Source organism: Nostoc sp. (genome assembly GCF_036917635.1).
In the GTDB taxonomy this organism is placed as follows: Bacteria; Cyanobacteriota; Cyanobacteriia; order Cyanobacteriales; family Nostocaceae; genus Nostoc.
The window spans coordinates 1-20850 of the sequence record NZ_JBALCW010000010.1 but is presented as its reverse complement, the minus strand read 5'-3'; the positions used below and the strand labels follow the sequence as shown (position 1 = coordinate 20850).

General features: G+C 41.8%; 22 protein-coding genes and 2 pseudogenes. 16 read left to right on the top strand and 8 right to left on the bottom strand.

Annotation, left to right across the window (positions count from 1 at the left end):
- Positions 1–900 precede the first annotated feature (900 nt).
- Positions 901–1272 carry a DUF2237 family protein gene (locus V7K32_RS02415; RefSeq protein WP_334990003.1) on the top strand — a complete coding sequence of 124 codons (372 nt, stop codon included), beginning with the start codon at positions 901–903 and terminating at the stop codon, positions 1270–1272.
- 146 nt (positions 1273–1418) lie between these two features.
- Here the strand turns inward: V7K32_RS02415 and V7K32_RS02410 are convergent, their stop codons facing one another.
- Together V7K32_RS02410 and V7K32_RS02405 are read right to left on the bottom strand one after the other, a co-directional pair.
- Positions 1419–3464, bottom strand: a complete 2046-nt coding sequence (locus V7K32_RS02410; RefSeq protein WP_334990001.1) for a response regulator — start codon at positions 3462–3464, stop codon at positions 1419–1421.
- 17 nt (positions 3465–3481) lie between these two features.
- Positions 3482–4042 carry a chemotaxis protein CheB gene (locus V7K32_RS02405; RefSeq protein ID WP_334990007.1) on the bottom strand — a complete coding sequence of 187 codons (561 nt, stop codon included), beginning with the start codon at positions 4040–4042 and terminating at the stop codon, positions 3482–3484.
- 705 nt (positions 4043–4747) lie between these two features.
- On the opposite strand from V7K32_RS02405, the gene V7K32_RS02400 reads away from it, so the two are divergent.
- The 5 genes from V7K32_RS02400 to V7K32_RS02380 all read left to right on the top strand — a co-directional run bounded on the left by V7K32_RS02400 (position 4748) and on the right by V7K32_RS02380 (position 9315).
- A complete protein-coding gene (locus tag V7K32_RS02400; protein ID WP_334989999.1) occupies positions 4748–5248 on the top strand; it encodes a DUF2231 domain-containing protein in 501 nt (166 codons plus the stop codon).
- Entirely contained in the window at positions 5245–5862 is a 618-nt protein-coding gene (locus tag V7K32_RS02395; protein WP_334989997.1) for a DUF2231 domain-containing protein, read from the top strand. Before V7K32_RS02400 ends, V7K32_RS02395 begins: the two co-directional genes overlap by 4 nt.
- A 165-nt stretch (positions 5863–6027) precedes the next feature.
- A complete protein-coding gene (locus V7K32_RS02390) occupies positions 6028–6942 on the top strand; it encodes a cytochrome c oxidase subunit II (protein ID WP_334989995.1) in 915 nt (304 codons plus the stop codon).
- A gap of 13 nt (positions 6943–6955) precedes the next feature.
- Positions 6956–8617: a cytochrome c oxidase subunit I gene (ctaD, locus tag V7K32_RS02385; protein ID WP_334989993.1), complete on the top strand. Its 1662-nt coding sequence runs from the start codon at positions 6956–6958 to the stop codon at positions 8615–8617.
- A 95-nt stretch (positions 8618–8712) separates the two neighbouring features.
- The gene (locus V7K32_RS02380; RefSeq protein ID WP_334989991.1) at positions 8713–9315 is read left to right on the top strand and encodes a cytochrome c oxidase subunit 3; all 603 of its coding nucleotides are present in this window, start codon (positions 8713–8715) and stop codon (positions 9313–9315) included.
- 41 nt (positions 9316–9356) lie between these two features.
- Here the strand turns inward: V7K32_RS02380 and V7K32_RS02375 are convergent, their stop codons facing one another.
- The 4 genes and pseudogenes from V7K32_RS02375 to V7K32_RS02360 all read right to left on the bottom strand — a co-directional run bounded on the left by V7K32_RS02375 (position 9357) and on the right by V7K32_RS02360 (position 12699).
- Positions 9357–10136: a hypothetical protein gene (locus V7K32_RS02375; protein ID WP_334989989.1), complete on the bottom strand. Its 780-nt coding sequence runs from the start codon at positions 10134–10136 to the stop codon at positions 9357–9359.
- A gap of 125 nt (positions 10137–10261) precedes the next feature.
- Positions 10262–11098: a CheR family methyltransferase gene (locus V7K32_RS02370; RefSeq protein ID WP_334990005.1), complete on the bottom strand. Its 837-nt coding sequence runs from the start codon at positions 11096–11098 to the stop codon at positions 10262–10264.
- A gap of 233 nt (positions 11099–11331) precedes the next feature.
- Positions 11332–11862: a hypothetical protein gene (locus V7K32_RS02365; RefSeq protein WP_334989987.1), complete on the bottom strand. Its 531-nt coding sequence runs from the start codon at positions 11860–11862 to the stop codon at positions 11332–11334.
- 249 nt (positions 11863–12111) lie between these two features.
- Positions 12112–12699 (bottom strand): annotated as a pseudogene (locus V7K32_RS02360) (HD domain-containing protein).
- Between the two features lie 150 nt (positions 12700–12849).
- On the opposite strand from V7K32_RS02360, the gene V7K32_RS02355 reads away from it, so the two are divergent.
- The 5 genes from V7K32_RS02355 to V7K32_RS02335 all read left to right on the top strand — a co-directional run bounded on the left by V7K32_RS02355 (position 12850) and on the right by V7K32_RS02335 (position 15933).
- Entirely contained in the window at positions 12850–13425 is a 576-nt protein-coding gene (locus tag V7K32_RS02355) for a Uma2 family endonuclease (RefSeq protein ID WP_334989985.1), read from the top strand.
- Between the two features lie 308 nt (positions 13426–13733).
- On the top strand, positions 13734–14474 hold the full coding sequence (locus V7K32_RS02350) for an LmeA family phospholipid-binding protein (RefSeq protein WP_334989983.1): 741 nt from the start codon (positions 13734–13736) through the stop codon (positions 14472–14474).
- A 34-nt stretch (positions 14475–14508) separates the two neighbouring features.
- The gene (locus V7K32_RS02345; protein WP_334989981.1) at positions 14509–15060 is read left to right on the top strand and encodes a DUF2231 domain-containing protein; all 552 of its coding nucleotides are present in this window, start codon (positions 14509–14511) and stop codon (positions 15058–15060) included.
- A 251-nt stretch (positions 15061–15311) separates the two neighbouring features.
- On the top strand, positions 15312–15728 hold the full coding sequence (locus V7K32_RS02340) for a ribosomal maturation YjgA family protein (protein ID WP_334989979.1): 417 nt from the start codon (positions 15312–15314) through the stop codon (positions 15726–15728).
- Positions 15706–15933 (top strand): DUF167 domain-containing protein, encoded by a 228-nt coding sequence (locus V7K32_RS02335; protein ID WP_334885571.1) that lies wholly within the window; start codon positions 15706–15708, stop codon positions 15931–15933. Before V7K32_RS02340 ends, V7K32_RS02335 begins: the two co-directional genes overlap by 23 nt.
- A 121-nt stretch (positions 15934–16054) precedes the next feature.
- On the opposite strand, the gene V7K32_RS02330 is transcribed toward V7K32_RS02335, so the two are convergent.
- Positions 16055–16666, bottom strand: coding sequence for a glutathione S-transferase family protein (locus V7K32_RS02330; RefSeq protein WP_334989977.1), 612 nt, complete (start codon positions 16664–16666; stop codon positions 16055–16057).
- Between the two features lie 216 nt (positions 16667–16882).
- Between V7K32_RS02330 and V7K32_RS02325 the strand changes: the two genes are divergently transcribed.
- The 5 genes from V7K32_RS02325 (at position 16883) to V7K32_RS02305 (ending at position 20353) form a co-directional block, all read left to right on the top strand.
- On the top strand, positions 16883–17041 hold the full coding sequence (locus V7K32_RS02325) for a hypothetical protein (RefSeq protein ID WP_334989975.1): 159 nt from the start codon (positions 16883–16885) through the stop codon (positions 17039–17041).
- Between the two features lie 4 nt (positions 17042–17045).
- Entirely contained in the window at positions 17046–17771 is a 726-nt protein-coding gene (locus V7K32_RS02320; RefSeq protein WP_334989973.1) for an SOS response-associated peptidase, read from the top strand.
- 135 nt (positions 17772–17906) lie between these two features.
- Positions 17907–18428, top strand: a complete 522-nt coding sequence (locus tag V7K32_RS02315; protein ID WP_229488418.1) for a photosystem I assembly protein Ycf3 — start codon at positions 17907–17909, stop codon at positions 18426–18428.
- An 84-nt stretch (positions 18429–18512) separates the two neighbouring features.
- Positions 18513–18803 (top strand): Asp-tRNA(Asn)/Glu-tRNA(Gln) amidotransferase subunit GatC, encoded by a 291-nt coding sequence (gene gatC, locus V7K32_RS02310; RefSeq protein ID WP_334989971.1) that lies wholly within the window; start codon positions 18513–18515, stop codon positions 18801–18803.
- 1037 nt (positions 18804–19840) lie between these two features.
- A complete protein-coding gene (locus tag V7K32_RS02305; RefSeq protein ID WP_334989969.1) occupies positions 19841–20353 on the top strand; it encodes a hypothetical protein in 513 nt (170 codons plus the stop codon).
- Between the two features lie 95 nt (positions 20354–20448).
- Here V7K32_RS02305 and V7K32_RS02300 read toward each other — a convergent pair.
- Positions 20449–20745, bottom strand: a pseudogene (locus tag V7K32_RS02300) (thioredoxin family protein); the annotation flags it as partial.
- Between the last annotated feature and the right edge of the window lie 105 nt (positions 20746–20850).

Genomic DNA, 20850 nt, shown 5'->3' with positions numbered 1-20850 from the left:
ATACGTTGGCGCTTGAGCGCTGTTGTAAGGTTGCTGTCATGGTTTTATAAGTGCGGTTAGTTATTTATTAATCAGGCGGTTTCGTTTTTGCCTGTAAAACTACTTTACAATGCTTTACATTTTTTAATCAAGTTTTTTTACTTCAGTAAAGCTGATACAACTCATCAGCTTTACTTATTTAAAGGTAAGCAATGAGGTTAAGATACGCCAAAGCTCTCTTTTGTATGACATCACAATATATTCACAATATATATAGTTGTAGAAATTCTGATTTTATTACCTATTTATCTGGGAACAATAACTTTGTAGATTACCGCTATTCCAAAAAAATTAACCCTCGGCTTACGACTGGGGGCTTTTTTTGTTTGGCAAAATGGCATATCTCTAAATTAGACGGTTGCTATGGTATTTAAGTAGGATACATTCCATGCGAAAAAGTACTGACTTGCATTACCCCTGGCTCACTACCAGGGGTTTTTATTGGAAGTTCTACTGAGATATTGCACCATTCTGAATAACTGTAAATTTGACAATTTGATACGAGTAGTGATTCTAGAATTTACTGCTTTTCCAAATTAATAAGGGATAGCGATTGTGAACCACTCCCACATGAATGTAGAGAAAAAGAAATTTCGCGTCTCTACAAGGGTTTCAGGTTACGCATATTTAATTTCTGGAGATGTCTCATGATGAAAAGGATTTGCCCTCATCCCCCAACTCCGAATCCCAAATCTGGGATTCGGGGAGCCAGAATTTCAAACTCCCTCTCCCAAATCTGGGAGAGGGATTTAGGGAGAGGGTGAAAACTACGGTTCTCAACTTAAATAAGGTTTAATTCACTAGGAAAGTGTCAATATAGGGTTATATGAAAGTGAAAAAATCAAGTATAACGAATTAACGATGACAGAAGCTAAAAACGTAATCGGTGGAAACCTAGAAGCCTGCTGCACTTCTCCCATAACTGGGTTTTACCGCGACGGTTTTTGTCGCACAGGTGGTCAGGATTTCGGGTCGCATGTCGTATGTGCCGAAGTGACATCAGAATTCCTGGAGTTCACCAAATCCCACGGGAACGATCTAAGCACACCTGTTCCTGATTTTAATTTTCCTGGACTGAAACCTGGCGATCGCTGGTGTTTATGTGCTTCTCGCTGGCAAGAAGCTCTCGATGCTGGCGTTGCTCCACCCGTCATCCTCTCTGCAACCCACGCTAGAGCTTTAGAAATGGTTTCCCTAGACGAATTGAAAAAACATGCCTTAACTCCGTCTTGATTTGAAGTTGAGAATGGGGCATCCCTTCGGCTTACCTCGGCAACGCTTGGCACAAGTCGCTCAGGGCAAGTGGGCATTGCTTATTAATTCTTGTCCCTCAGTCCCTCATCTCCCCTACTCCCTACTCCCTACTCCCCAATTCCAAATCAACCCACTGGAACTTCCACAGGTAGGTTTAATACATCGGCAACCATAGCAATCAATTTAGTGGGGTCTATTGGCTTAGATAAATGCTGCTGAAACCCTGCTTTTAGAGCTTCTAGGCGGTCTTCCTCTCGCGTATATGCTGTTAAAGCGATCGCTGGGATACGTCCGCCTTTTTCTGGTTCTAAAGAGCGCAGTCTCCGAATCAGCGTATAACCATCTTGTTCTGACATGCCGATGTCGCTAATCAAAATATCTGGTTTTGCCTGTTCAAGTACTGCCAACGCTTCATCAACTGATGCTACCGCAGTGGCAAATGCCCCATATTCCTCAAACATAAAACTGAGAAAGTTACGGGTATCTGCTTCATCATCTACAACTAAAACTTTTAATCCAGCAAGAGGGGTGGATACCACAGGGGAAGAAATTTCTCCTGTGGCTTCTCTACTCGCTCTGCTTGCCCTATTGTCTTGTAGCAGTGGTACCCTTACAGTAAAGGTTGCTCCTTCTCCACTGCCTAAACTTTGGGCAACTATTGTACCTTTGTGCAGTTCTACTAGATGACGAACGATCGCTAGTCCTAATCCTAATCCATTGTGCGATCGCGTTGTGGTGCTGTCTGCTTGCCGGAAACGCTCAAATACTTTGGGTAAAAACTCGGAACTGATACCAATGCCCGTATCGATAACTTGAATTTGGGCGTATTTGTGAGTTATTTCTTGTTCTTCACCACAGACTACTGACAGATTCACTTCTACCCTGCCACCCTTAGGGGTAAACTTAATTGCATTAGTTAGTAGATTCCAGACAACTTGCTGTAACCGGGCTGGATCGCCATAAACTGACCCGACTGAAGTATCCAAAACAGTATTTAATTTAATATCTTTTGCTTCTGCTAGGGGACGCACTGCCTCTAAGGCTGCCTCAGTTACCGTGAGCAGATTCACCGCAGATACATTTAACCGCAACTGACCACGGATAATCCGGGATACATCTAAGATATCCTCAATTAGTTGCATCTGAGATATCGCGTTGCGTTCAATCGCTTCAAGGGCGCGGGAAGTGGCTTTTTCGTCAAGTTTTTTAGAGCGGAGGATTTTTGACCAACCCAGCATTGAGGTTAAGGGTGTGCGGAGTTCGTGGGAGAGAACAGCAAGAAACTCATCTTTCATCCGATTTGCTGCTTCTGCTTCGGCTCTTGCTGTCTGTTCTCGAATCACTTGAGCGCGGACTTCTTCTGCTTGTTTGCGTTCAGTAATATCTTCGAGGGTGCCTACATATCCTAGCAATTCTCCTTGACCGGAAAGCATGGGTGATGAGCGAACTTGAACCCAACGCACGATGCCATGAGCAGTTTGAAAGCGAAATTCTTCAGAGTAATCACGACCTTCACAAATGTACTTAGACCAAGTAACAATTGCTCGTTCTTTATCTTCTGGATGAACAGATTCTAGCCATCTTTTTTCTAAACTCTCTGCTGCTTTCAAGCCACAAATTGTTTGATAGCGAGGATTAGTATATCTACAGCCTCCTTCAGTATCAATTTCAAAAATGCCAACGGGTGAACAAGTACTCAGCGATCGCAATCGTTCTTCACTTTGCCTGAGTTCGGCATTCACAGCTACTAGCTGCGCTGCTTGTTGCTTGACGGCTTCTGTTTTCTTAAATAGTTCTACGAATACTGTGACTTTAGAAGTCAAAATATTAGGGTCTAATGGTTTGAGCAAATAATCAACTGCACCTAAGGCATAGCCTTTAAATAGCATTTGGTCGCTGGTGCTAAAGGCAGTGAGAAAGATAATTGGAGTGTGACGCGATCGCCCCCGATTGCGAATCAAGGTTGCAGTTTCAAAGCCATCCATCCCTGGCATTTGCACATCTAGCAAAATTACTGCAAAGTCTTGATGTAGCAGACACCTCAAAGCTTCTTCCCCAGAAGTAGCTCTTACCAGATTCTCTCCCAGTTTTTCTAGGATTGCTTCTAGTGCTAGCAAATTTTCTAGTTTATCATCCACTAGGAGGATGTTTACTTTGGGTTCCATCTGCATGGTTTTTTTTTCCGTGATTAATGACAAAGCTTAACCATTTGGGAAGCAATGTTTGAAAGTGTTAAAATCCAGTCTACTGCAACAGCAGAAATTGCTGCTTCTGGCATAACATCGCTTTGGGCTGTGGCAGGTTCTTGTACGATAGTAAGTCCTCCCCGCGCTTTTATTTTCTTAAGACCTTGCATACCATCTTGGTTTGCTCCTGTCAATATTACAGCAATAACTTGCTCACTGTAGACATCGGCTGCTGACTCAAATAGCACATCGATAGATGGTCTGGCATAAGAAACAGGCTCATCAGTCGAAAGAGCAAAATGACCTGATTCAACCAATAAGTGATAATCTGGTGGTGCTATGTAGATATGTCCTGGTAGTATTTCGTCTTTGTCTTCCACTTCTCGAATCGGCAACGAAGTATATTCTTGTAATAACTCCTGGAGTGTGTTGTTAGACTCCTTGTGACGGTGTTGCACGATCGCAATCGGCACTATAAAGTCTGCTGGTAAATTACCCAGGATAATTTTTAAGGCTGATAATCCGCCCAAAGAAGTACCAATTACCACAATTTCAAATGCCACTTGTTTTGTCCTCACACCTGTTAGTGTGACTTGATGGCTCATCAATTCCTTTCAGCATTCTCCAGTTCCACCACAGCTACTAACTTACCTTGACTCGCTTTTCTACCCACTAACCAAAATTATATATTTTTGTCATTTACATTACAATTAAAAATTTTATCATTGTGAAATACTTTACATAAAAAATATGATATTTATGGTTTTTTTTTTATTTTAGTTAATGCCAGAACCGATACATTATAGAAATATGTTTTTGCTAACTAACTAACTTTTAAAAGTTTAATTATTATTGTTTTGACAATTCATAAAAATTTACTTAAGCTAAAAGATAGGTTAAGCAAATCAACAAACGACAGCGATTTGGTTTAGCTACATCAAAAATTGCTGTTGCAGACTATTGGCATGAGGAAATTAAGCGCAACAAAAGTCGTTCTCTAAAGGCAAGTTTACTAAAATTGTCTACAAAAAGCGAAGACATGATTAAGGGTATTGCACCGCGCACATATTGAACAGATTTCGGTTAATTATGGATGGATACTTGTAGTGATGTTAGTGAATATCCATCAATCATGGAAGTTTAAATAGTGATTTTCGATTAAGGTCTTCTGGTTTATAGCTCGTCAGGGACGGAATAAATCTAAAATCCAAAATTGGCAATCCAAAATTGATTGGACAAAGTGCGGTAGATATGTCCAGGAGAATACAATGCTTGAGTATTTTACATCATTGAACGACCACAATTTACCCTATCCAGATACGATTCATCCCATCGTTGTCCACTTCGTAATTGCGATGGTATTGTTTTCCTTTTTCTGTGATGTAATTGGCTATTTTACTGGTAAAACCAGTCTTTTTGAGGTGAGTTGGTGGAACATGCTAGTTGCCACGATCGCTATCTTTGTGGCGATCATTTTTGGTCAGTTTGAAGCGGGTTTAGCACAGCCTTACAGCCTTGCTAAATCGGTGCTGAGTTTGCATACGCTAATTGGTTGGTCGCTTTCGGGAATCATCACGGCAATTACAGCTTGGCGCTATGTAATTCGTTCCCGCAATCCGCAAAAACTACCAATTTATTATTTGGGAGCCGGACTAATTTTAACTTTGATAGTTGGCTTGCAGGTATATCTCGGAGATGAACTTGTTTGGGTGTATGGATTGCATACAGTGCCAGTTGTGGAAGCAGTAAAGGATGGTCTGTTGCGATGAACTCAGAATTAATTGACCAATTGAGCGGCTCTCTAGGCGCAAACGGATTACCTTACACAATTCCGATTCATCCCAACTTAGTGCATTTGACAATAGGTTTGTTCATCATTGGGATGACCTTTGATATTGTCGGTGTTCTGTTCCCCTTTGAAAAATGGGTCTTCAAATTTTTAGCAATTACTGTGGAACGTGACAACTTATTTGATGTTGGCTGGTACAACATGCTAGCTGCCAGCATCATCACATTTTTCACAGTGGGAGCAGGCTTTTACGAAATGTTGTTGGCAACACCACCAGCTGATATCAAAAGTGCCTGGGGATTGCAGGCAATGGAAACTATGCTTTGGCATGGTGTGGGTGGTGTGTTCTTATTAGCGCTGATTGTTGTTTTGACCATCTGGAGAGCATGGCAGCGCTTCGTTTGGGCTAAACAAGAATATAAACAGACAGATAGAGAAGTGCAATGGATCTATCTGTTGGCAGGCATAGCAATCATGTTCATTCTGTACGTCCACGGGACACTAGGGGCGCAAATGGCTGCCGAGTTTGGGGTACACAATACAGCAGATAATTTACTGCGATCGCACCAAAACCTGAACACAACACTCAAATAAGTCCTTTGTCCTTAATTGTTTGCCCCAATACGGTTTAGTTAAGGCTTAACTCTTTGTCAAATTCAATTTTTTTAACGAACCGCAAAGGACGCAAAGAACGCAAAGGAAGAGGAGGAAGAAATACTTAACTGAACTGTATTGTCCAATGCCCAATAACTAATGACCATGAAAATCCAGAAGATTTTAAATATTTTGACGCTGCTGACAGGCGCGATCGCAGTGACTGTTACGAGTCTCTGGATCGGGAAGCAGGCTTACTTTTGGCTTCCCCCCCAAGCAGCAGCCGAATCCCTACTAATTGATGATTTGATTAGCTTCTTAGTAACCCTCGGTGCCTTCATCTTCTTGGGAGTAACAAGTACTTTGATGTATTCTGTTATTTTCCATCGGGCAGTTAAAGATGACTTTACCGACGGTCCCCCAATTCATGGCAATATCACCTTAGAAGTTGTCTGGACAGCAATCCCAATTCTTTTGGTGTTTTGGATTGCGGGCTACAGCTACCAAGTTTATGAACAAATGGGGATTCAAGGGCCATCGGAACTAGTTCATCTGCATAATCCGTTGGCAATGGAATCAGGTTATGCAGCACCAGCTAAGGCTTTAGCAGAACCTGTAGAAAAAATCGACGTACTAGCTAAACAATGGGCGTGGGTTTTTCATTATCCCGAAAAAGATATTACCAGTACCGAATTGCATTTACCTAGCGATCGCCGGATACGTTTAGCGCTGCGATCGCAAGACGTTCTCCACGGCTTCTATATTCCTGCGTTCCGCCTCAAGCAGGATATTATTCCCAACCATGCGATCGACTTTGAATTTACTCCCATCCGCCCTGGCAAATACCGATTGACCGATTCTCAATATAGCGGCACATACTTTGCCACCATGCAGGCGAACGTGGTTGTCGAATCTCCTGAAGATTATCAACAGTGGCTAGCACAAGCTGCAACCCAAAAGCCATCCCTAGCAAATAATCAGGCAGCTTCTGAGTATGCCCAAACATCTAATCAATCAGTGCAAACTGGTTGGGTTACAGTTCCACCTGCTGCACCTCCTCTAGTCAATTCACCTGGTTGAAAGGAAAGTAACCATGACTAATGTTCCTATTCAAGGTATTCTTCTCCCTGATGAGAAGCCTAAACACGAATCTTCGAGTAACTGGAAAGAATACTTCAGCTTTAGTACTGACCATAAAGTTATTGGCATCCAGTATCTCGTTACCTCATTCTTCTTTTTTCTTGTCGGCGGTATCTTTGCGATGGTGATGCGGGGAGAACTGATGACACCCGAATCAGATTTAGTCGATCGCACCGTCTACAACGGGATGTTCACCATGCACGGCACCATCATGCTGTTTTTGTGGACATTTCCCTCACTGGTTGGTTTTGCTAACTATCTAGTACCCCTGATGATTGGGGCGCGAGATATGGCATTTCCCCGCCTTAACGCCGTCGCCTTTTGGATGGTGCCAGTCGTTGGGATTTTGATGATGGGTAGCTTTTTTGTCCCTGGTGGCCCAGCCCAAGCCGGTTGGTGGTCTTACCCGCCTGTCAGTCTCCAGAATCCCACAGGTAACTTAATTAATGGTCAAGTTATCTGGCTCTTAGCGGTGGCAATATCCGGCGTATCCTCAATTATGGGGGCAGTAAACTTTGTCACCACAATCGTGAAGATGCGGGCCCCAGGTATGGGCTTCTTTCGGATGCCCTTGTTTGTCTGGGGAGTGTTTAGCGCCCAGATTATCCAACTATTCGGATTACCTGCATTGACAGCCGGTGCAGTGATGCTGCTACTCGACCTCACAGTTGGCACGAGCTTTTTTGACCCCGCTAAGGGTGGGAATCCAGTAATGTTCCAGCATTACTTCTGGTTCTACTCCCACCCCGCCGTTTACGTGATTATTTTGCCCGTCTTTGCGATTTTCTCAGAAATCTTCCCAGTTTATTCACGTAAACCTCTATTTGGTTACAAAGTAGTCGCTATTTCATCCATCTTGATCGCAGGAGTGAGCGGCATAGTTTGGGTACACCACATGTACGTCAGTGGTACATCAGGCTGGATGCGGTTGCTTTTCATGCTGACAACGATGTGTGTATCTGTCCCCACAGGAATTAAAGTATTTGCTTGGGTAGCCACTATTTGGGGCGGTAAACTGCGACTAAATACCCCCATGCTGTTTGCCCTTGGTGGATTAATCATGTTTGTCTTCGCCGGCATCACAGGCATCATGCTTTCCTCAGTACCAGTCGATGTCCACGTTAACAATACCTACTTTGTGGTCGGACACTTCCACTACGTCCTCTACGGCACCGTGACAATGGGCTTATTTGCCGCCATCTATCACTGGTTCCCCAAAATGACCGGGCGGATGTACTCCGAAAGCTGGGGTAAAATCCACTTCTGGTTAGCCTTCATCGGCACCAACCTCAACTTTTTGCCCATGCACCCCTTAGGATTGCAAGGAATGTTACGCCGAGTTGCTTCCTACGCCCCAGAGTATCAATTCTGGAACATCATCGCCAGCCTGGGCGGATTCCTCTTAGGAATGTCCACCTTACCCTTCATATTCAACATGGTGATTTCTTGGATGCAAGGCGAGAAAGCACCCGCTAACCCTTGGCGAGCGATCGGACTAGAGTGGCTAGTATCTTCACCCCCCCCAGTAGAAAACTTTGAAGAAATCCCCATCATCATCTCCGAACCCTACGGCTACGGCAAATCAGAACCCTTAACAGCCAACCTCCCAGAATAAACGCAAACTTATCGGGAACACACACAAACCCTCCGCGTACCTCCGCGCTTCCCTTTGCGTACCTTTGCGTTTCAAACTCCCCCTCAAAAACCAAAATGGACAGCTATATCAATTCCCACGAATTGCCCCACACAGCCGCAGAACATACCCACGACGAAGAAGGCAACAAAATGTTTGGCTTCATCGTCTTCCTCCTCTCAGAAAGCGTCATCTTCTTAAGTTTCTTCGCCGGATATGCCATCTACAAAACAACAACCCCTAACTGGCTACCAGCAGGTGTTTCTGGGCTAGAAATAAAAGAACCGACAATCAACACAGTAATTCTTGTCGCCAGTAGCTTTGTAATTTACTTAGCAGAACGCGCCCTTCAACGCCATGACTTAGTAAAATTTCGCCTGTTTCTCTTGACAACAATGGCGATGGGAACTTACTTTTTGGTTGGGCAAGCCATTGAATGGAACGGCCTCGCTTTTGGCTTCACATCAGGGGTATTTGGTGGGACGTTTTACCTGCTAACAGGCTTCCACGGTTTGCACGTTTTCACCGGCATTCTGTTGCAGTCAATAATTTTGGTACGTTCTTTCATCCCTGGCAACTACGATACAGGTCACTTCGGGGTCAACGCAACCTCGTTGTTTTGGCACTTCGTGGATGTTATCTGGATTATTTTGTTTATCCTAATCTACGTTTGGCAGTAAATGAGAATGAGGGAGAAATTTCTCCCTCTGCCCATTTCCCTTTAAACTAAATAACTTGTATTTGGCACGATCGCAAAGAAGGCATACTCATACCAAGCAGTCCAAATAAAACTGCGAATCCATCGCTGGCGCTTTTCGGGACTCAATTCATATTCAAATGCGCCACGAGATACATCAATGGAAGATAGGTGAGAGTTACAACCGCAGCCGTGTTGATAAGTAAAACCGTATTTGGAAGCAATACTTTGCACCTTCATCTGAATCGCAAACACTTTACCTGCATGGAGTATGGCATCCCAAGCCCGTTTGTGTTCAATATCGCGCCGATCAAATCTTAAGGCGCGTTCTTCAAAAACATGATCGCGGTAAATTGGCGCTAAATGCACATGATAGAAGCTGGCGGGTAGTTCATAACCAAACTCGTTGAATAAATCTATGCCAATGCGAGCGACTTTTACTTCACTAGCATACTCTGTCCCCTTTGACTCTACATCACAGAGAATTTCTGCAAAGTTGGGATAGCTGTGTTTGAGAAAGTCTTGCCCAAAAAACTCTAGGGTTTCCCAGGCAAGTTGTGCAAATAGCTGGGAGAATGACGGTATCAAGTGAGCTAGTTGGGGGCGATCGCTAAATAAGTCCACATCACCATGCTCTAATTTATACAAGAACAACTGTGCCATCTCAACATAGCTTTGGGGATGGGAAAGTCCGACACTGGTGCTTCCTCTAGCAATGTCTTGCCATGTAGAAGGTAGTTGAGAAACGTGAACTGCATTTTCTCCAGCAATGACTGCAACAGGAGGACATTCGAGTAGCTGCATCGACAATCTCCTTTAATACTTTAATGTGTAATTTACCTTAAGCGATCGCTAAGTCTATCTTCTGGACACAATTAAAAATGTTTGACAGACTGTCTTTTGACAGTGATGTTAAAACGGTCTAGATTTTAAGCACCAGGTATTTTCTTATATATTTTCTCCCCTTTGACTATTTCTTCGTAGTCCTGTTCATAAGGGGTAAATCTAATGGATTCTTGCCTTCCTAAGCCCAAAATACCAAAGGTGCAAAGGCTATTATAAAACAGTTCATATACCCGCTTTTGAAGTACCTGATTGAAATATATTAAGACGTTACGACAAAGGATGACATTAAACTCATTAAAAGAGCTATCAGTTGCTAAATTATGCTGCGCGAAAACAACGTTTTCTCTTAAAGATGCTCGAAATATAGCGTTATCATAAGCTGCTGTATAATATTCGGAAAAAGACTTTTTGCCACCTGCTTTCAAATAAAGTTGAGTATATTCTTGCATCAGTTTCAGGGAGAAAATCCCACTTTTGGCACTTTGTAATACCTTTTCATTAGTATCAGTAGCATATATGCGGCATCGGTGATAAAGCCCTTCTTCTTGTAGTAAAATTGCCATAGAATAGACTTCTTCACCAGTCGAGCATCCAGCGTGCCAGATACGAATAAACGGATAGGTTTGCAAGAAGGGAATAACTTGATTCCTGAAGGCGTGATAAAAGCTGGGATCACGAAACATTGATGTGACATTCACCGTCAGAGCCAGCAAAAATCGTTCTAAATAGGCACGGTTGTGGAGTAAGCGTTCTTGCAATGCAGAAACATTTGCTAACCCCTCTAATTCCATGAAGCCCTGAATGCGGCGCTTGAGTGAGGAAAGAGCATAATTGCGAAAGTCATAACCGTAGTACTGATACACACCTTCCAAAAGCAGATGTATTTCTATATCCTCCAAGGTAGGCTTGGGTAAAGTCATAGTACGAATTAACATATATGTTGAGCCAGTTCCAGTTATTTAAATGTGCTGGCAATACAACGAGTTAAGCTGCTTGGAGTTAGCCAAACGAAGATTTACCAAAACACCTGATGGAGAAAAAAATATTCACATTTTAGAGTGGTAGGATTTTTATAACCTAAGTAAATCTTACGCCGAAAATAGCTTGCTGGATCTATTAAATTTGATAACGGTGCTACTTATGGGTTTGGGTTTCACCGAATGGCTGTTATTCCTAAAGCAGCGATCGCTATTATTGAAATCCCAACTAGCCATCTTACCTGGGAGCGCAGATTTTTAATCTCCTGGCTGAGATTTTCTCTCTGTGGTATGGGATATGGTTGAAGTTCTGCAACTTCAACAGCTACTTGTTGGGGTTTCTTTTGGGTACTTTCAAAAGTTACCTGCGTCTGTAGCCAATTAGTAATTAATTGAGGACAGTTTTTCTTAAACCAACTTAAAGCCAAAGTTCTAAAAAGTGGTTTGGACATTCGCGCAATTAATTTCATCACCCTGTTTAAGGGTTTCAAGCGAAGCTTTTGGTTAATCAGATTAACTGAGCCAACATCATAGAGACAATCCAGAATTAGTTTTACAGTGGCTTCTTCACTGTTAATCAAGTTTTGCAGTAAAAGCAGAACATCGTGCATACGCTCTGCTTCCATAACTTTTTCTGTCAAGGTTTCTGGAGAGCTTAATGAAGGACTTACGGTTGTATTTAGGGCGTTTTGTCTTACTATTGTCATGTTAGTAACGTAGCAGTCATAATAATGTAAGTACACCTGTCTAGCGGGAGAAAGATTTTTTATCTAGAGAAAGAACCTAAAAGCCAAAATCTTTTCGTGAGACACATGATTATATCGTCTTTGTAAAAAAGTTATTTGTCTAGTTTCCATGAAACTTTTATCTATTTTTGAATAATTGAACTAGAACTGCAAAGTAGAACCTCCTAGATTCAATGGGAGCATCCGTTTTAGAAAACATATCTTCATTTTTTATTTAAATGCTAATACGTGAATTTGTGTAACAACCCGTTCTAATTCGTCAATGATTATAGTGGTTCCAGTCTTTCTGAAGGCATCCACAAGCGCACGGTAATACCAAAGAGTTCCTTCTTTACCTCCCTGAAAACGTTCCCAAAGTGATTCGCCCAAAATGCGATAATCTTTGAGAATAGATTGGGCGTTGTAAAGTTTATCTGCTAATGATACGAGAAGTACTGATGGGGAAGCGGTAGGAATATGAGCAATATATGCCTCCTTGCGCTGTCGCCAAGGCGGTTTTGGAGTTGTATCAGCGTCAGTACAACCATCTACAATTGCTGTTACATTGTCACCAAAGCGATAGCGAATTTCTTCGCGTGTTGCAGCGCCACCTTGATCTTCGATCGCATCGTGTAAGAGAGCTGCGATGCCTGCGGCGGGCTACGCCTACGCTTCATCTTCATTTGCCCCATATTCTAAGGAAATACTGGCGACACCTAATAAATGGGCAACATAGGGAACACCTGAACCTTTCCGAACTTGGTTGGCGTGCAGTTGGGTAGCATAGGTAAGAGCTGTGGTAAAGCGTTCTGAGAGCATTGTTTTGAAAGAATAAAACAGCTTGTAATCAGATATTGCATTGGTGTTAATGTCAATTTTATAACAAACTGCTCCAGACACAGAGAATGCACAAAAGAGGGGTACAGAGCCTAAAATTGAGATATCTATCAAGCTTGCTATGGCATCATCATGACCAGCGAAAAAATAACGGTGCAGTCTTTGTATACTGTCACTGATGAAGAATTAATGCTGATGAGTTCGCAAAACCCAGAAGTGCGGTTTGAACGCAATGGTAATGGTACATTAGAAACTATGCCCCCGACTGGTGGAATTTCTGGTAATCGAGAAATAAAAGCAGGAGCCTATTTGTTGAATTGGGTAGAAAGTCAGGATTTAGGTGAAGTTTTTAGTTCAAGTACAGGTTTTAGATTAGCAAATACGGCAGTGCGATCGCCTGATGCTGCTTTTGTCGCTAAAGGACGTTTGCCAGAAGGTTGGGATGAAGAAGAAGACAAGTTTATTAATTTAGCACCCGACTTTGTAATTGAAATTCGTTCTAAAAACGATAGCTTGGTAAAACTCAAAGCCAAGATGCAAGAATATATTAGTAATGGTGTTCAATTAGGATGGTTAATTGATAGTAAAAATCAGCAAGCTTTAGTTTATCGCCGGGATGGTTCAATTACTCAATATCCAGCTACGGCAGTATTAAGCGGTGAAGATGTTGTGCCTGGTTTTTCCTTGCCTTTAAGAAAATTATTATAAGATTGACTATAATTTTAGATCAATTCGATTAAAGAGATTTTGGTGCAGCATTAATTAAAATAAGTAGCTTAACGATTAAATTCTCAAGATATCATCTTTCTTGTGAGCGATATTTGACCACAAGCCGCTCTACGTCTGCGCCAGAAAAGTTCTGAGGAGAAAAAACTTTTTTATTAGATAAAATTATGTAATTCTACTTTTAGATAGACAATATTTAAATCTATATTCCATCGCCAGGTAGATAAAACCTTGATGATAATTTATTAGATTAACTTAAGAATATGCTATATATAGGAGTAAATTTAACAATGCCAGACAGTCCTGGATTAGGAGAACAGGCGCTGAATAAAGCGGCAGAAATAGGATTATCTAGCCAATTAGATGAAGTAGAAAATTTAGATGTAGACATCAAAACAGACCCGTTGAAGCTGGTTCAGGGGCAGGTGGATGCAGTCACGATTGAAGGTGAAGGTTTGGTTATGCAGAAAGACCTCCGCATGGAGGAATTAAAAATGCAAATGACTAACATTGCCATCAATCCTCTGAGTGTGGCTTTTGGCAAAATTGAACTTACTAAACCTACTGAAGCTAAAGCACAGGTTGTGTTAACCGAAGCTGATATTAATCGCGCCTTTAACTCAGAATATGTGCGATCGCAACTGCAAAGCCAAAAAATCCACGTAAACGGGCAACTCAGAACTATTGAACCTCAACATGTAGACTTTCGACTACCTGGTGATGGGAAAGTAGCACTAAATGCCAGCATGAAATTAGTAGAAACTGGTGAAAATCAGCAAGTTGCTTTTTCCGCAGTCCCCAAGATCAGTGGCAATGGAAAAACTGTTACTCTGGAAAATGTCGAGTATGGCGAAAGTGAAGAAATATCGCCAGAGTTGACAAAAGCTTTGATAGATCAAACTAGCGAAATTCTAAATTTGAGTAACTTCGATTTAGAAGGAATTAGTCTGCAAGTTAACCAACTAAAAGTAGAAGTAGGCAAACTAACCCTACAAGCTGAAGCTTATGTAGAAAAAATTCCTTCAGCTTAAAAATAGGACGTTAATAAATTCAGGATACTAAAAAATGGAAACTACAGACACAACGCAAACAGGTTCAACACCTTTTCCAAATATTCCACCAGTTATTGAAAGTAACGACAGTGAGTATCTTGATACTGGCGTACCTAGCACAGTTGCGATCGCAGGACATCCCCTACATCCCCTGAGTGTGATTTTTCCCATCGCGTTTTTAGCCGCCGCCTTGGGAAGTGACATTGGTTACTGGTTAACTCATGATTTCTTTTGGGCTAGGGCTTCGTTATGGTTAATTGGACTCGGATTAGCTGGAGGCTTACTCGCTGCTGCGATCGGTCTGAGCGACTTTATGAAAATTGAACGAGTTCGCAAGCGCACCGCCGGTTGGGTACATTTGATACTTAACGTTTCTATCCTGGTTTTATCACTCGTCAACTTTCTCCTGCGTTGGGGCGACGCTGAGTCCCGAATAGTACCTTGGGGACTATTAATTTCGCTCGTTGTTGGTACACTGACTAGCGCTTCTGGCTGGTTCGGTGCTGAACTCTCCTATCGCCACAAAATCGGTGTAGTGGGCGCTGGTAGCAGAAGATATCCATAACGAAGTTAGCACTTACGCACAAGAGATCGCCCAAAAGTCCTCCAAAACCTCAAAAAGTCCTATGGGACATCCCTACATCCCTCTCCTTAATAAGGAGAGGGACAGATTTTACTTACTAAAACCAGGGTGAGGTATCTCAGGGGCTATGGCGTAAGTCTGGAAGTAATTCCTAATTAAAATCAAAAATTACGAATTATTAAGAAAGAGCAGTGCAGAGGCTAAAATTTTCGTTAGTCTTTAGCCTTGAAAAAATGCTCCAACATCGTAACCAAACAATATTTATTATTCTTTCTCTGCTCATCGTTGTACCGATGGGCTTTTTGTTTAAGTACTACACCGGGCCTGCCCATCAATGGTTTAATGACTACGGAGCCGCGATATTTTATGAAATATTTTGGTGTCTGTTCGCATTTTGGTTTTTCAGAAGTCGAGCGGCGATAGTGCAAATTCCTATATGGGTTTTTGTCATCACCTGTATACTAGAATTCTTGCAACTTTGGCATCCGCCACTATTAGAGGAAATTCGCGCCACCTTGATAGGTAAACTGTTACTTGGTACTACCTTTGCTTGGTGGGATTTTCCTCATTATGTATTGGGTTCTGTTTTAGGTTGGTTGTGGCTGCGACAATTACATAAAATAGGTTATGCAAAAAAAAATCAAGGTTAAACCTAATTCAAAACAGCAAAAAATTGAAGAACAACTTGATGGCAGTTTGATTGTGTATTTAAAATCCCCCCCAGTTGATGGTAAGGCTAATGAAGAGTTAATTAAACTATTAGCAAAGAAATTTGATGTAGCCAAATCTGATATCAGAATAAAATCAGGTTTGTCCTCTCGGCAAAAGCTGATAGAAATTGATACAGATATCTAGTACCGCAAGGTGGAAGTCAGCCCCTTCCCTACGGGATAAATTCGCGTTTGGGTAAGTCGCACATTCAGGCATTCACCTATTCAAAAACTTTGAACTGCATAAAAAAAGCAAAATCGACTTTTTATGCTTGTGTAATACTGATATACCTTGGTTGAGCTTTGACTCTTTCTATCCAAGCTTGGATAGCAGGAAATTGTGTTAAATCGAACCCACCTTCATCAGCTACATGAGTGTACGCGAACAAGGCGATATCAGCAATCGTATAACGCTCTCCTACAAAAAAAATGTGGGAAGTCAAGTATTTTTCCATCAGGCTAAGTGCTGCATAACCTGGTTCACGTTTTTGCTTTATAGCTTCACTATATTCTTCAGTTTTACCTAAAATAGAAATCCAAAATCTTGATTTAGCAATAAAAGGCTCATGGCTATATTGTTCAAAACATAACCATTGCAGCACCTGCGCTCGTAAAAAGCGGTCATAGGGTAAAAATTCTGTACCTTCACTTAAATATACCAATATGGCATTTGATTCTGCCAAGTATTTCCCTGGCTCAATTTCCATAATAGGTATCTTTCCGTTGGGATTTTTACTTAAAAATTCTGGTGTTCGAGTCTCGCCTTTCAAAATGTTAAGCTCTACCCTTTCAAAAGGCATACCTAGTTGTGTTAATAAAAGACGTATCTTATAAGCATTGCCAGAAGGTAAGAAATCGTACAAACGCAGTAGTTCCATGCTAAAATGCAGTTAAGAATATGTTGATAAGTAGAGGTTCAAAATACAATATCTTACCAAAATATTTTCCTAAAACCGGATGAGTTCTTTGAAGATTTAGCTTAGAAGTACTAAATAAAATTATCTGAAAAAATAAAAAACATTCTTCATTTATAAATTGAGATATTTAACAAAGTTTCCGGGTTTAATTCCCCAGCAAGACAGGCAGGACGTTTTGTGTCAGTGTTAAATCCCCCGAAGTTTTGTGGACGGAAACCTTCCCCACAACAGCACTCTTCGTTACAAAACGTAATTGGCAATTGCGAACTTGTAATGAGCGTAGCCGAAGTATTGCGAATTGCCAATTGGTTTAATTTAGTTAATGGTGGAGAATAAAAGTATGTGTGGAAGATTTACTCTAAATCAGTCAGCAGCAGCTTTAGCTGAAGTTTTCCATGTTGAGCCAGTTCTAGATTTAACAGCCGGATATAACATCGCCCCTACGCAAATGGTGGCAACGGTGTTACAAAATCCCGAAAGCGAAAAGCGTGAATTTAAGCAGTTGTATTGGGGATTAATTCCGTCATGGGCGAAAGATGCACGGATGGGGGCAAAGCTGATTAACGCTAGGGCTGAAACTGTTGCCGAAAAACCCGCTTTTCGTTCGGCTTTTAAGCATCGACGCTGTTTAGTGATAGCTGATGGCTTTTATGAGTGGCAACGGCAACAAGGCAAAAAGCAGCCATTTTATTTTCGCCTTCAAGATGGGCAAGCCTTCGGCTTTGCAGGTTTGTGGGAGAAATGGCGATGCCTAGGGCAACCCGAAGCGGGAACGACTGCTAACGAAGAAATAATCTCTTGTACAATTTTGACAACGGCAGCTAACGAATTACTCCAACCTATTCACGAGCGGATGCCAGTAATTCTAGAACCAAAAGATTACGATTTATGGCTAGATTCCCAAGTGCAAACGCCCCAAACCCTACAGCAGCTATTGCGTCCCTATCCAGCTCCAGCAATGACTGCGTATCCAGTTAGCACCTTAGTAAACAACTCTCGGCATAATAGTCCAGAGTGCATCATCCCACTCAGTGAGAAGAATGCCCCCACAAATCAGTTAAATTAGCTATTGAGTGAACTAAGGGATTGGGGAGATGAGGGAGATGAGGGAGATGAGGGAGAAAAATTATTGATTAATGCCCGATGCCCAATGCCCGATGCTCCATGCCCAATGCCCAATGCCTAATACCTAGAGACAAATATGCCAAGAACACAAAAAAACGATAATTTTGTTGACAAATCCTTTACAGTGATGGCGGATATCATTTTGAAGATCCTGCCAACCAACAAAAAAGCTAAAGAAGCGTTTGTTTATTATCGAGATGGCATGTCAGCCCAAGCAGAAGGGGAATATGCTGAAGCATTAGAATATTATGAAGAAGCTCTCACACTAGAGGAAGATACCAACGATCGCGGCTATATTCTCTACAATATGGGGCTAATCTATGCCAGCAACGGCGACCACAACAAAGCTTTAGAACTGTATCACCAGGCAATTGAGTTAAATCCACGGATGCCCCAAGCCTTGAACAACATCGCCGTGATTTATCACTATCAAGGCGAAAAGGAGAAAGAAGCTGGAGATAACGAGGCTGGCGAAGCACTCTTTGACCAAGCCGCAGACTATTGGATTCGAGCTATTCGCATGGCTCCCAATAACTACATTGAAGCCCAAAACTGGCTTAAAACCACCGGGCGATCGCAAATTGACGTATTCTTCTAAAAGTGATGAGTTAGGAATTATGAATCATTCACTCCTAACTCCTCACTCCTAACTCCTCTAATTTCTAACTCCTAACTAAAAAATATGATTGACCAAGAACAAGTTCATAAAGTAGCTAATCTTGCTCGTTTAGAATTGACTCCAGAAGAAGAGAAACAATTCACTACCCAGTTAGGAAGTATTCTGGATTATATTCAACAGTTAGATGAACTTGATGTTAGTAATGTGCCTCCAACAACGCGGGCAATTGATGTCAGCAACATCACACGAGAAGATAAATTGCAACCCTATCCTGACCGACAAAGCATCCTCAACAATGCGCCTGAACAGGAAGGTGAATTTTTCAAAGTACCAAAAATCCTCAACGCTCAATAGTCAAAATTCAACAGTCAAAATTTTTAGATTTTTGACCTTCCAACAGTGCGCCTGAACAACCCTTACATTTCGTATCTGATGGGTAAATCCTATATTACATGCAGCCCAGAACTTAGTGCGATTCATCTGAGAGAAAAAATTTCAAAGCGTTAATTTTTGCAAAATATACCTAATCAAGTACAAATACCCAAAATTACATAAATCCGATAAAGTTTAGAGGATATTTGAAAAGTCCTTTTGTCGAGCTTGAAAACAACTAGCAATGCTGCGGGGTTCTTCTTTTAAAATAAGTTACAAAATTTCGGTTAAAGCGCCCAAGATTAGACGATGGTGGGGAGCATCCCGTCAGGTGCAAAAACCTTGATAGCCCTCATCCCCTAACCCCGAATCCCATCTTTGAGATTCGGGTAACTAGAATTATGTCTCCCCTCTCCCATATGATGGGAGAGGGGCTGGGGGTGAGGGAAAAGATTTAAGCCAAAATTGGAATGCTCCCCGATAGTGAAGACCCCAACCACCCGGATGTGACCCGGTAAAGACAGCCGAAAGGGGACTGTTGAATAATTAACTTGTGAGAAAGGTCTTCGTGAGTTTCTACGGTTATAACAAAAGGGGACATTAGGATACACTGGCTTTTGAATACACCGGAAGTTCAGCAGTAACAAACAAAATCGCCACTGGTGACTTGCTGCCTAGTATCGTATCGCTTTTCGCTGTATGAAACTTACTCAAATCTCCGGCAAGTATCCCTCAAGAAGGTTTCTTAGCATCTAAAAAGACTCCCACTGTTTTGAGGCTATAGCCTTAGAATATTTACAAGCTTTACTTACGAATTAGCTCTCTCTAGAGAAAGTACCGTTTTTACTGTCTAAGCTGGCATTCTACCTGTTTCTATTGGTATCTGTGTAGCTTAACAAATCAGAGGATTGATTAATATTAAGCCTGTTTTACTATTTAGTTTCTTACCCTAGCCTATTTATTAGACTGCCTAGTGTTCATTTCAGTTTGTTCAATAGCTTTTAGCCCTTATCGCTCCCATGCTGACCCATCACCGCAAGCCCGTGTGCTTATCACTTATTTCCACTGACCTACCAATCTGGTCTGTTGTGGAAACTGCCGCGACATTGTATCAAAAAGATACTGATAGATTCCATTTGCTGCTGACCGCACCGCCCCTAATTAGCTGTGAAGTAGAGAGTGTCGTAAGTCCAGAGGATACACTTCCCCAAAATAAGAGCAAAGCTTACGCCCCTAACAGTCCCAGAATTTTGTGGCTAGAGATTTCTCCTTACCGAGTCATTATGACTATGCAAGGTAACGCTCAAGTCAGTTACCGTCACTTTTGGGAACGGGGCGTTTATGGCATTAGTCGCTATTGGTTGCCAACTGAGTCATTGCAACCTAACAATCCTATTCGTTTAAGAAATTTTACTAGTAGCCTAATTCTCAACGGACATCCCTTACCAGAGCATTTGCGGCTGGAATATGAATTGTGGGCAGAAAAAGTCCAACTAGGATGCTACATACTGAATTTGGAAATTAAACATTAATATCGGGGGACTGGAGACTGGGAACTGGGGGAGATTAGGGGACAAGGAGAATCATTCTTAACTCCTAACTCAGCACCCCCAATACCCTATGTCTTTCAACCAAAATAACTGGGTTGATTTCCAGGTTTCCATTTAATATTGCAACCAACACTCGGCTTTTGGTCGGTTGTAACAGGTTTATCCACCAGCACTGCTTCAATAGCTGCGCGTAAATCTGCGCCTGTTACGGGTTTGCCATTACTGGGACGGCTATCATCTAATTGTCCGCGATAAACAAGCTGCCGTTGCTTATCAAATACAAAAAAATCAGGTGTGCAAGCTGCTGTGTAAGCCTTTGTTGTTTCCTGACTCTCGTCGTAGCATAAGGTAAAATTAAAGCCTTGTTCTGTTGCAAATGCTTGTAACCCACATTCCGCACTTCATCCTGTAGTACACATACTGACAATAAAAGGTTCTATTTAATTTAAGTAGAAAGACTTAAATTACTTAATAACTAA

What these genes read in the sequence shown, in the direction of transcription:
- V7K32_RS02415 (WP_334990003.1), top strand. Translation starts at nt 901, where the DNA reads ATGACAGAAGCTAAAAACGTAATCGGTGGAAACCTAGAAGCCTGCTGC.
- V7K32_RS02410 (WP_334990001.1), bottom strand. Translation starts at nt 3,464, where the DNA reads ATGCAGATGGAACCCAAAGTAAACATCCTCCTAGTGGATGATAAACTA.
- V7K32_RS02400 (WP_334989999.1), top strand. Translation starts at nt 4,748, where the DNA reads ATGCTTGAGTATTTTACATCATTGAACGACCACAATTTACCCTATCCA.
- V7K32_RS02395 (WP_334989997.1), top strand. Translation starts at nt 5,245, where the DNA reads ATGAACTCAGAATTAATTGACCAATTGAGCGGCTCTCTAGGCGCAAAC.
- V7K32_RS02390 (WP_334989995.1), top strand. Translation starts at nt 6,028, where the DNA reads ATGAAAATCCAGAAGATTTTAAATATTTTGACGCTGCTGACAGGCGCG.
- ctaD (WP_334989993.1), top strand. Translation starts at nt 6,956, where the DNA reads ATGACTAATGTTCCTATTCAAGGTATTCTTCTCCCTGATGAGAAGCCT.
- V7K32_RS02380 (WP_334989991.1), top strand. Translation starts at nt 8,713, where the DNA reads ATGGACAGCTATATCAATTCCCACGAATTGCCCCACACAGCCGCAGAA.
- V7K32_RS02375 (WP_334989989.1), bottom strand. Translation starts at nt 10,136, where the DNA reads ATGCAGCTACTCGAATGTCCTCCTGTTGCAGTCATTGCTGGAGAAAAT.
- V7K32_RS02370 (WP_334990005.1), bottom strand. Translation starts at nt 11,098, where the DNA reads ATGACTTTACCCAAGCCTACCTTGGAGGATATAGAAATACATCTGCTT.
- V7K32_RS02365 (WP_334989987.1), bottom strand. Translation starts at nt 11,862, where the DNA reads ATGACAATAGTAAGACAAAACGCCCTAAATACAACCGTAAGTCCTTCA.
- V7K32_RS02355 (WP_334989985.1), top strand. Translation starts at nt 12,850, where the DNA reads ATGACCAGCGAAAAAATAACGGTGCAGTCTTTGTATACTGTCACTGAT.
- V7K32_RS02350 (WP_334989983.1), top strand. Translation starts at nt 13,734, where the DNA reads ATGCCAGACAGTCCTGGATTAGGAGAACAGGCGCTGAATAAAGCGGCA.
- V7K32_RS02345 (WP_334989981.1), top strand. Translation starts at nt 14,509, where the DNA reads ATGGAAACTACAGACACAACGCAAACAGGTTCAACACCTTTTCCAAAT.
- V7K32_RS02340 (WP_334989979.1), top strand. Translation starts at nt 15,312, where the DNA reads ATGCTCCAACATCGTAACCAAACAATATTTATTATTCTTTCTCTGCTC.
- V7K32_RS02335 (WP_334885571.1), top strand. Translation starts at nt 15,706, where the DNA reads ATGCAAAAAAAAATCAAGGTTAAACCTAATTCAAAACAGCAAAAAATT.
- V7K32_RS02330 (WP_334989977.1), bottom strand. Translation starts at nt 16,666, where the DNA reads ATGGAACTACTGCGTTTGTACGATTTCTTACCTTCTGGCAATGCTTAT.
- V7K32_RS02320 (WP_334989973.1), top strand. Translation starts at nt 17,046, where the DNA reads ATGTGTGGAAGATTTACTCTAAATCAGTCAGCAGCAGCTTTAGCTGAA.
- V7K32_RS02315 (WP_229488418.1), top strand. Translation starts at nt 17,907, where the DNA reads ATGCCAAGAACACAAAAAAACGATAATTTTGTTGACAAATCCTTTACA.
- gatC (WP_334989971.1), top strand. Translation starts at nt 18,513, where the DNA reads ATGATTGACCAAGAACAAGTTCATAAAGTAGCTAATCTTGCTCGTTTA.
- V7K32_RS02305 (WP_334989969.1), top strand. Translation starts at nt 19,841, where the DNA reads ATGCTGACCCATCACCGCAAGCCCGTGTGCTTATCACTTATTTCCACT.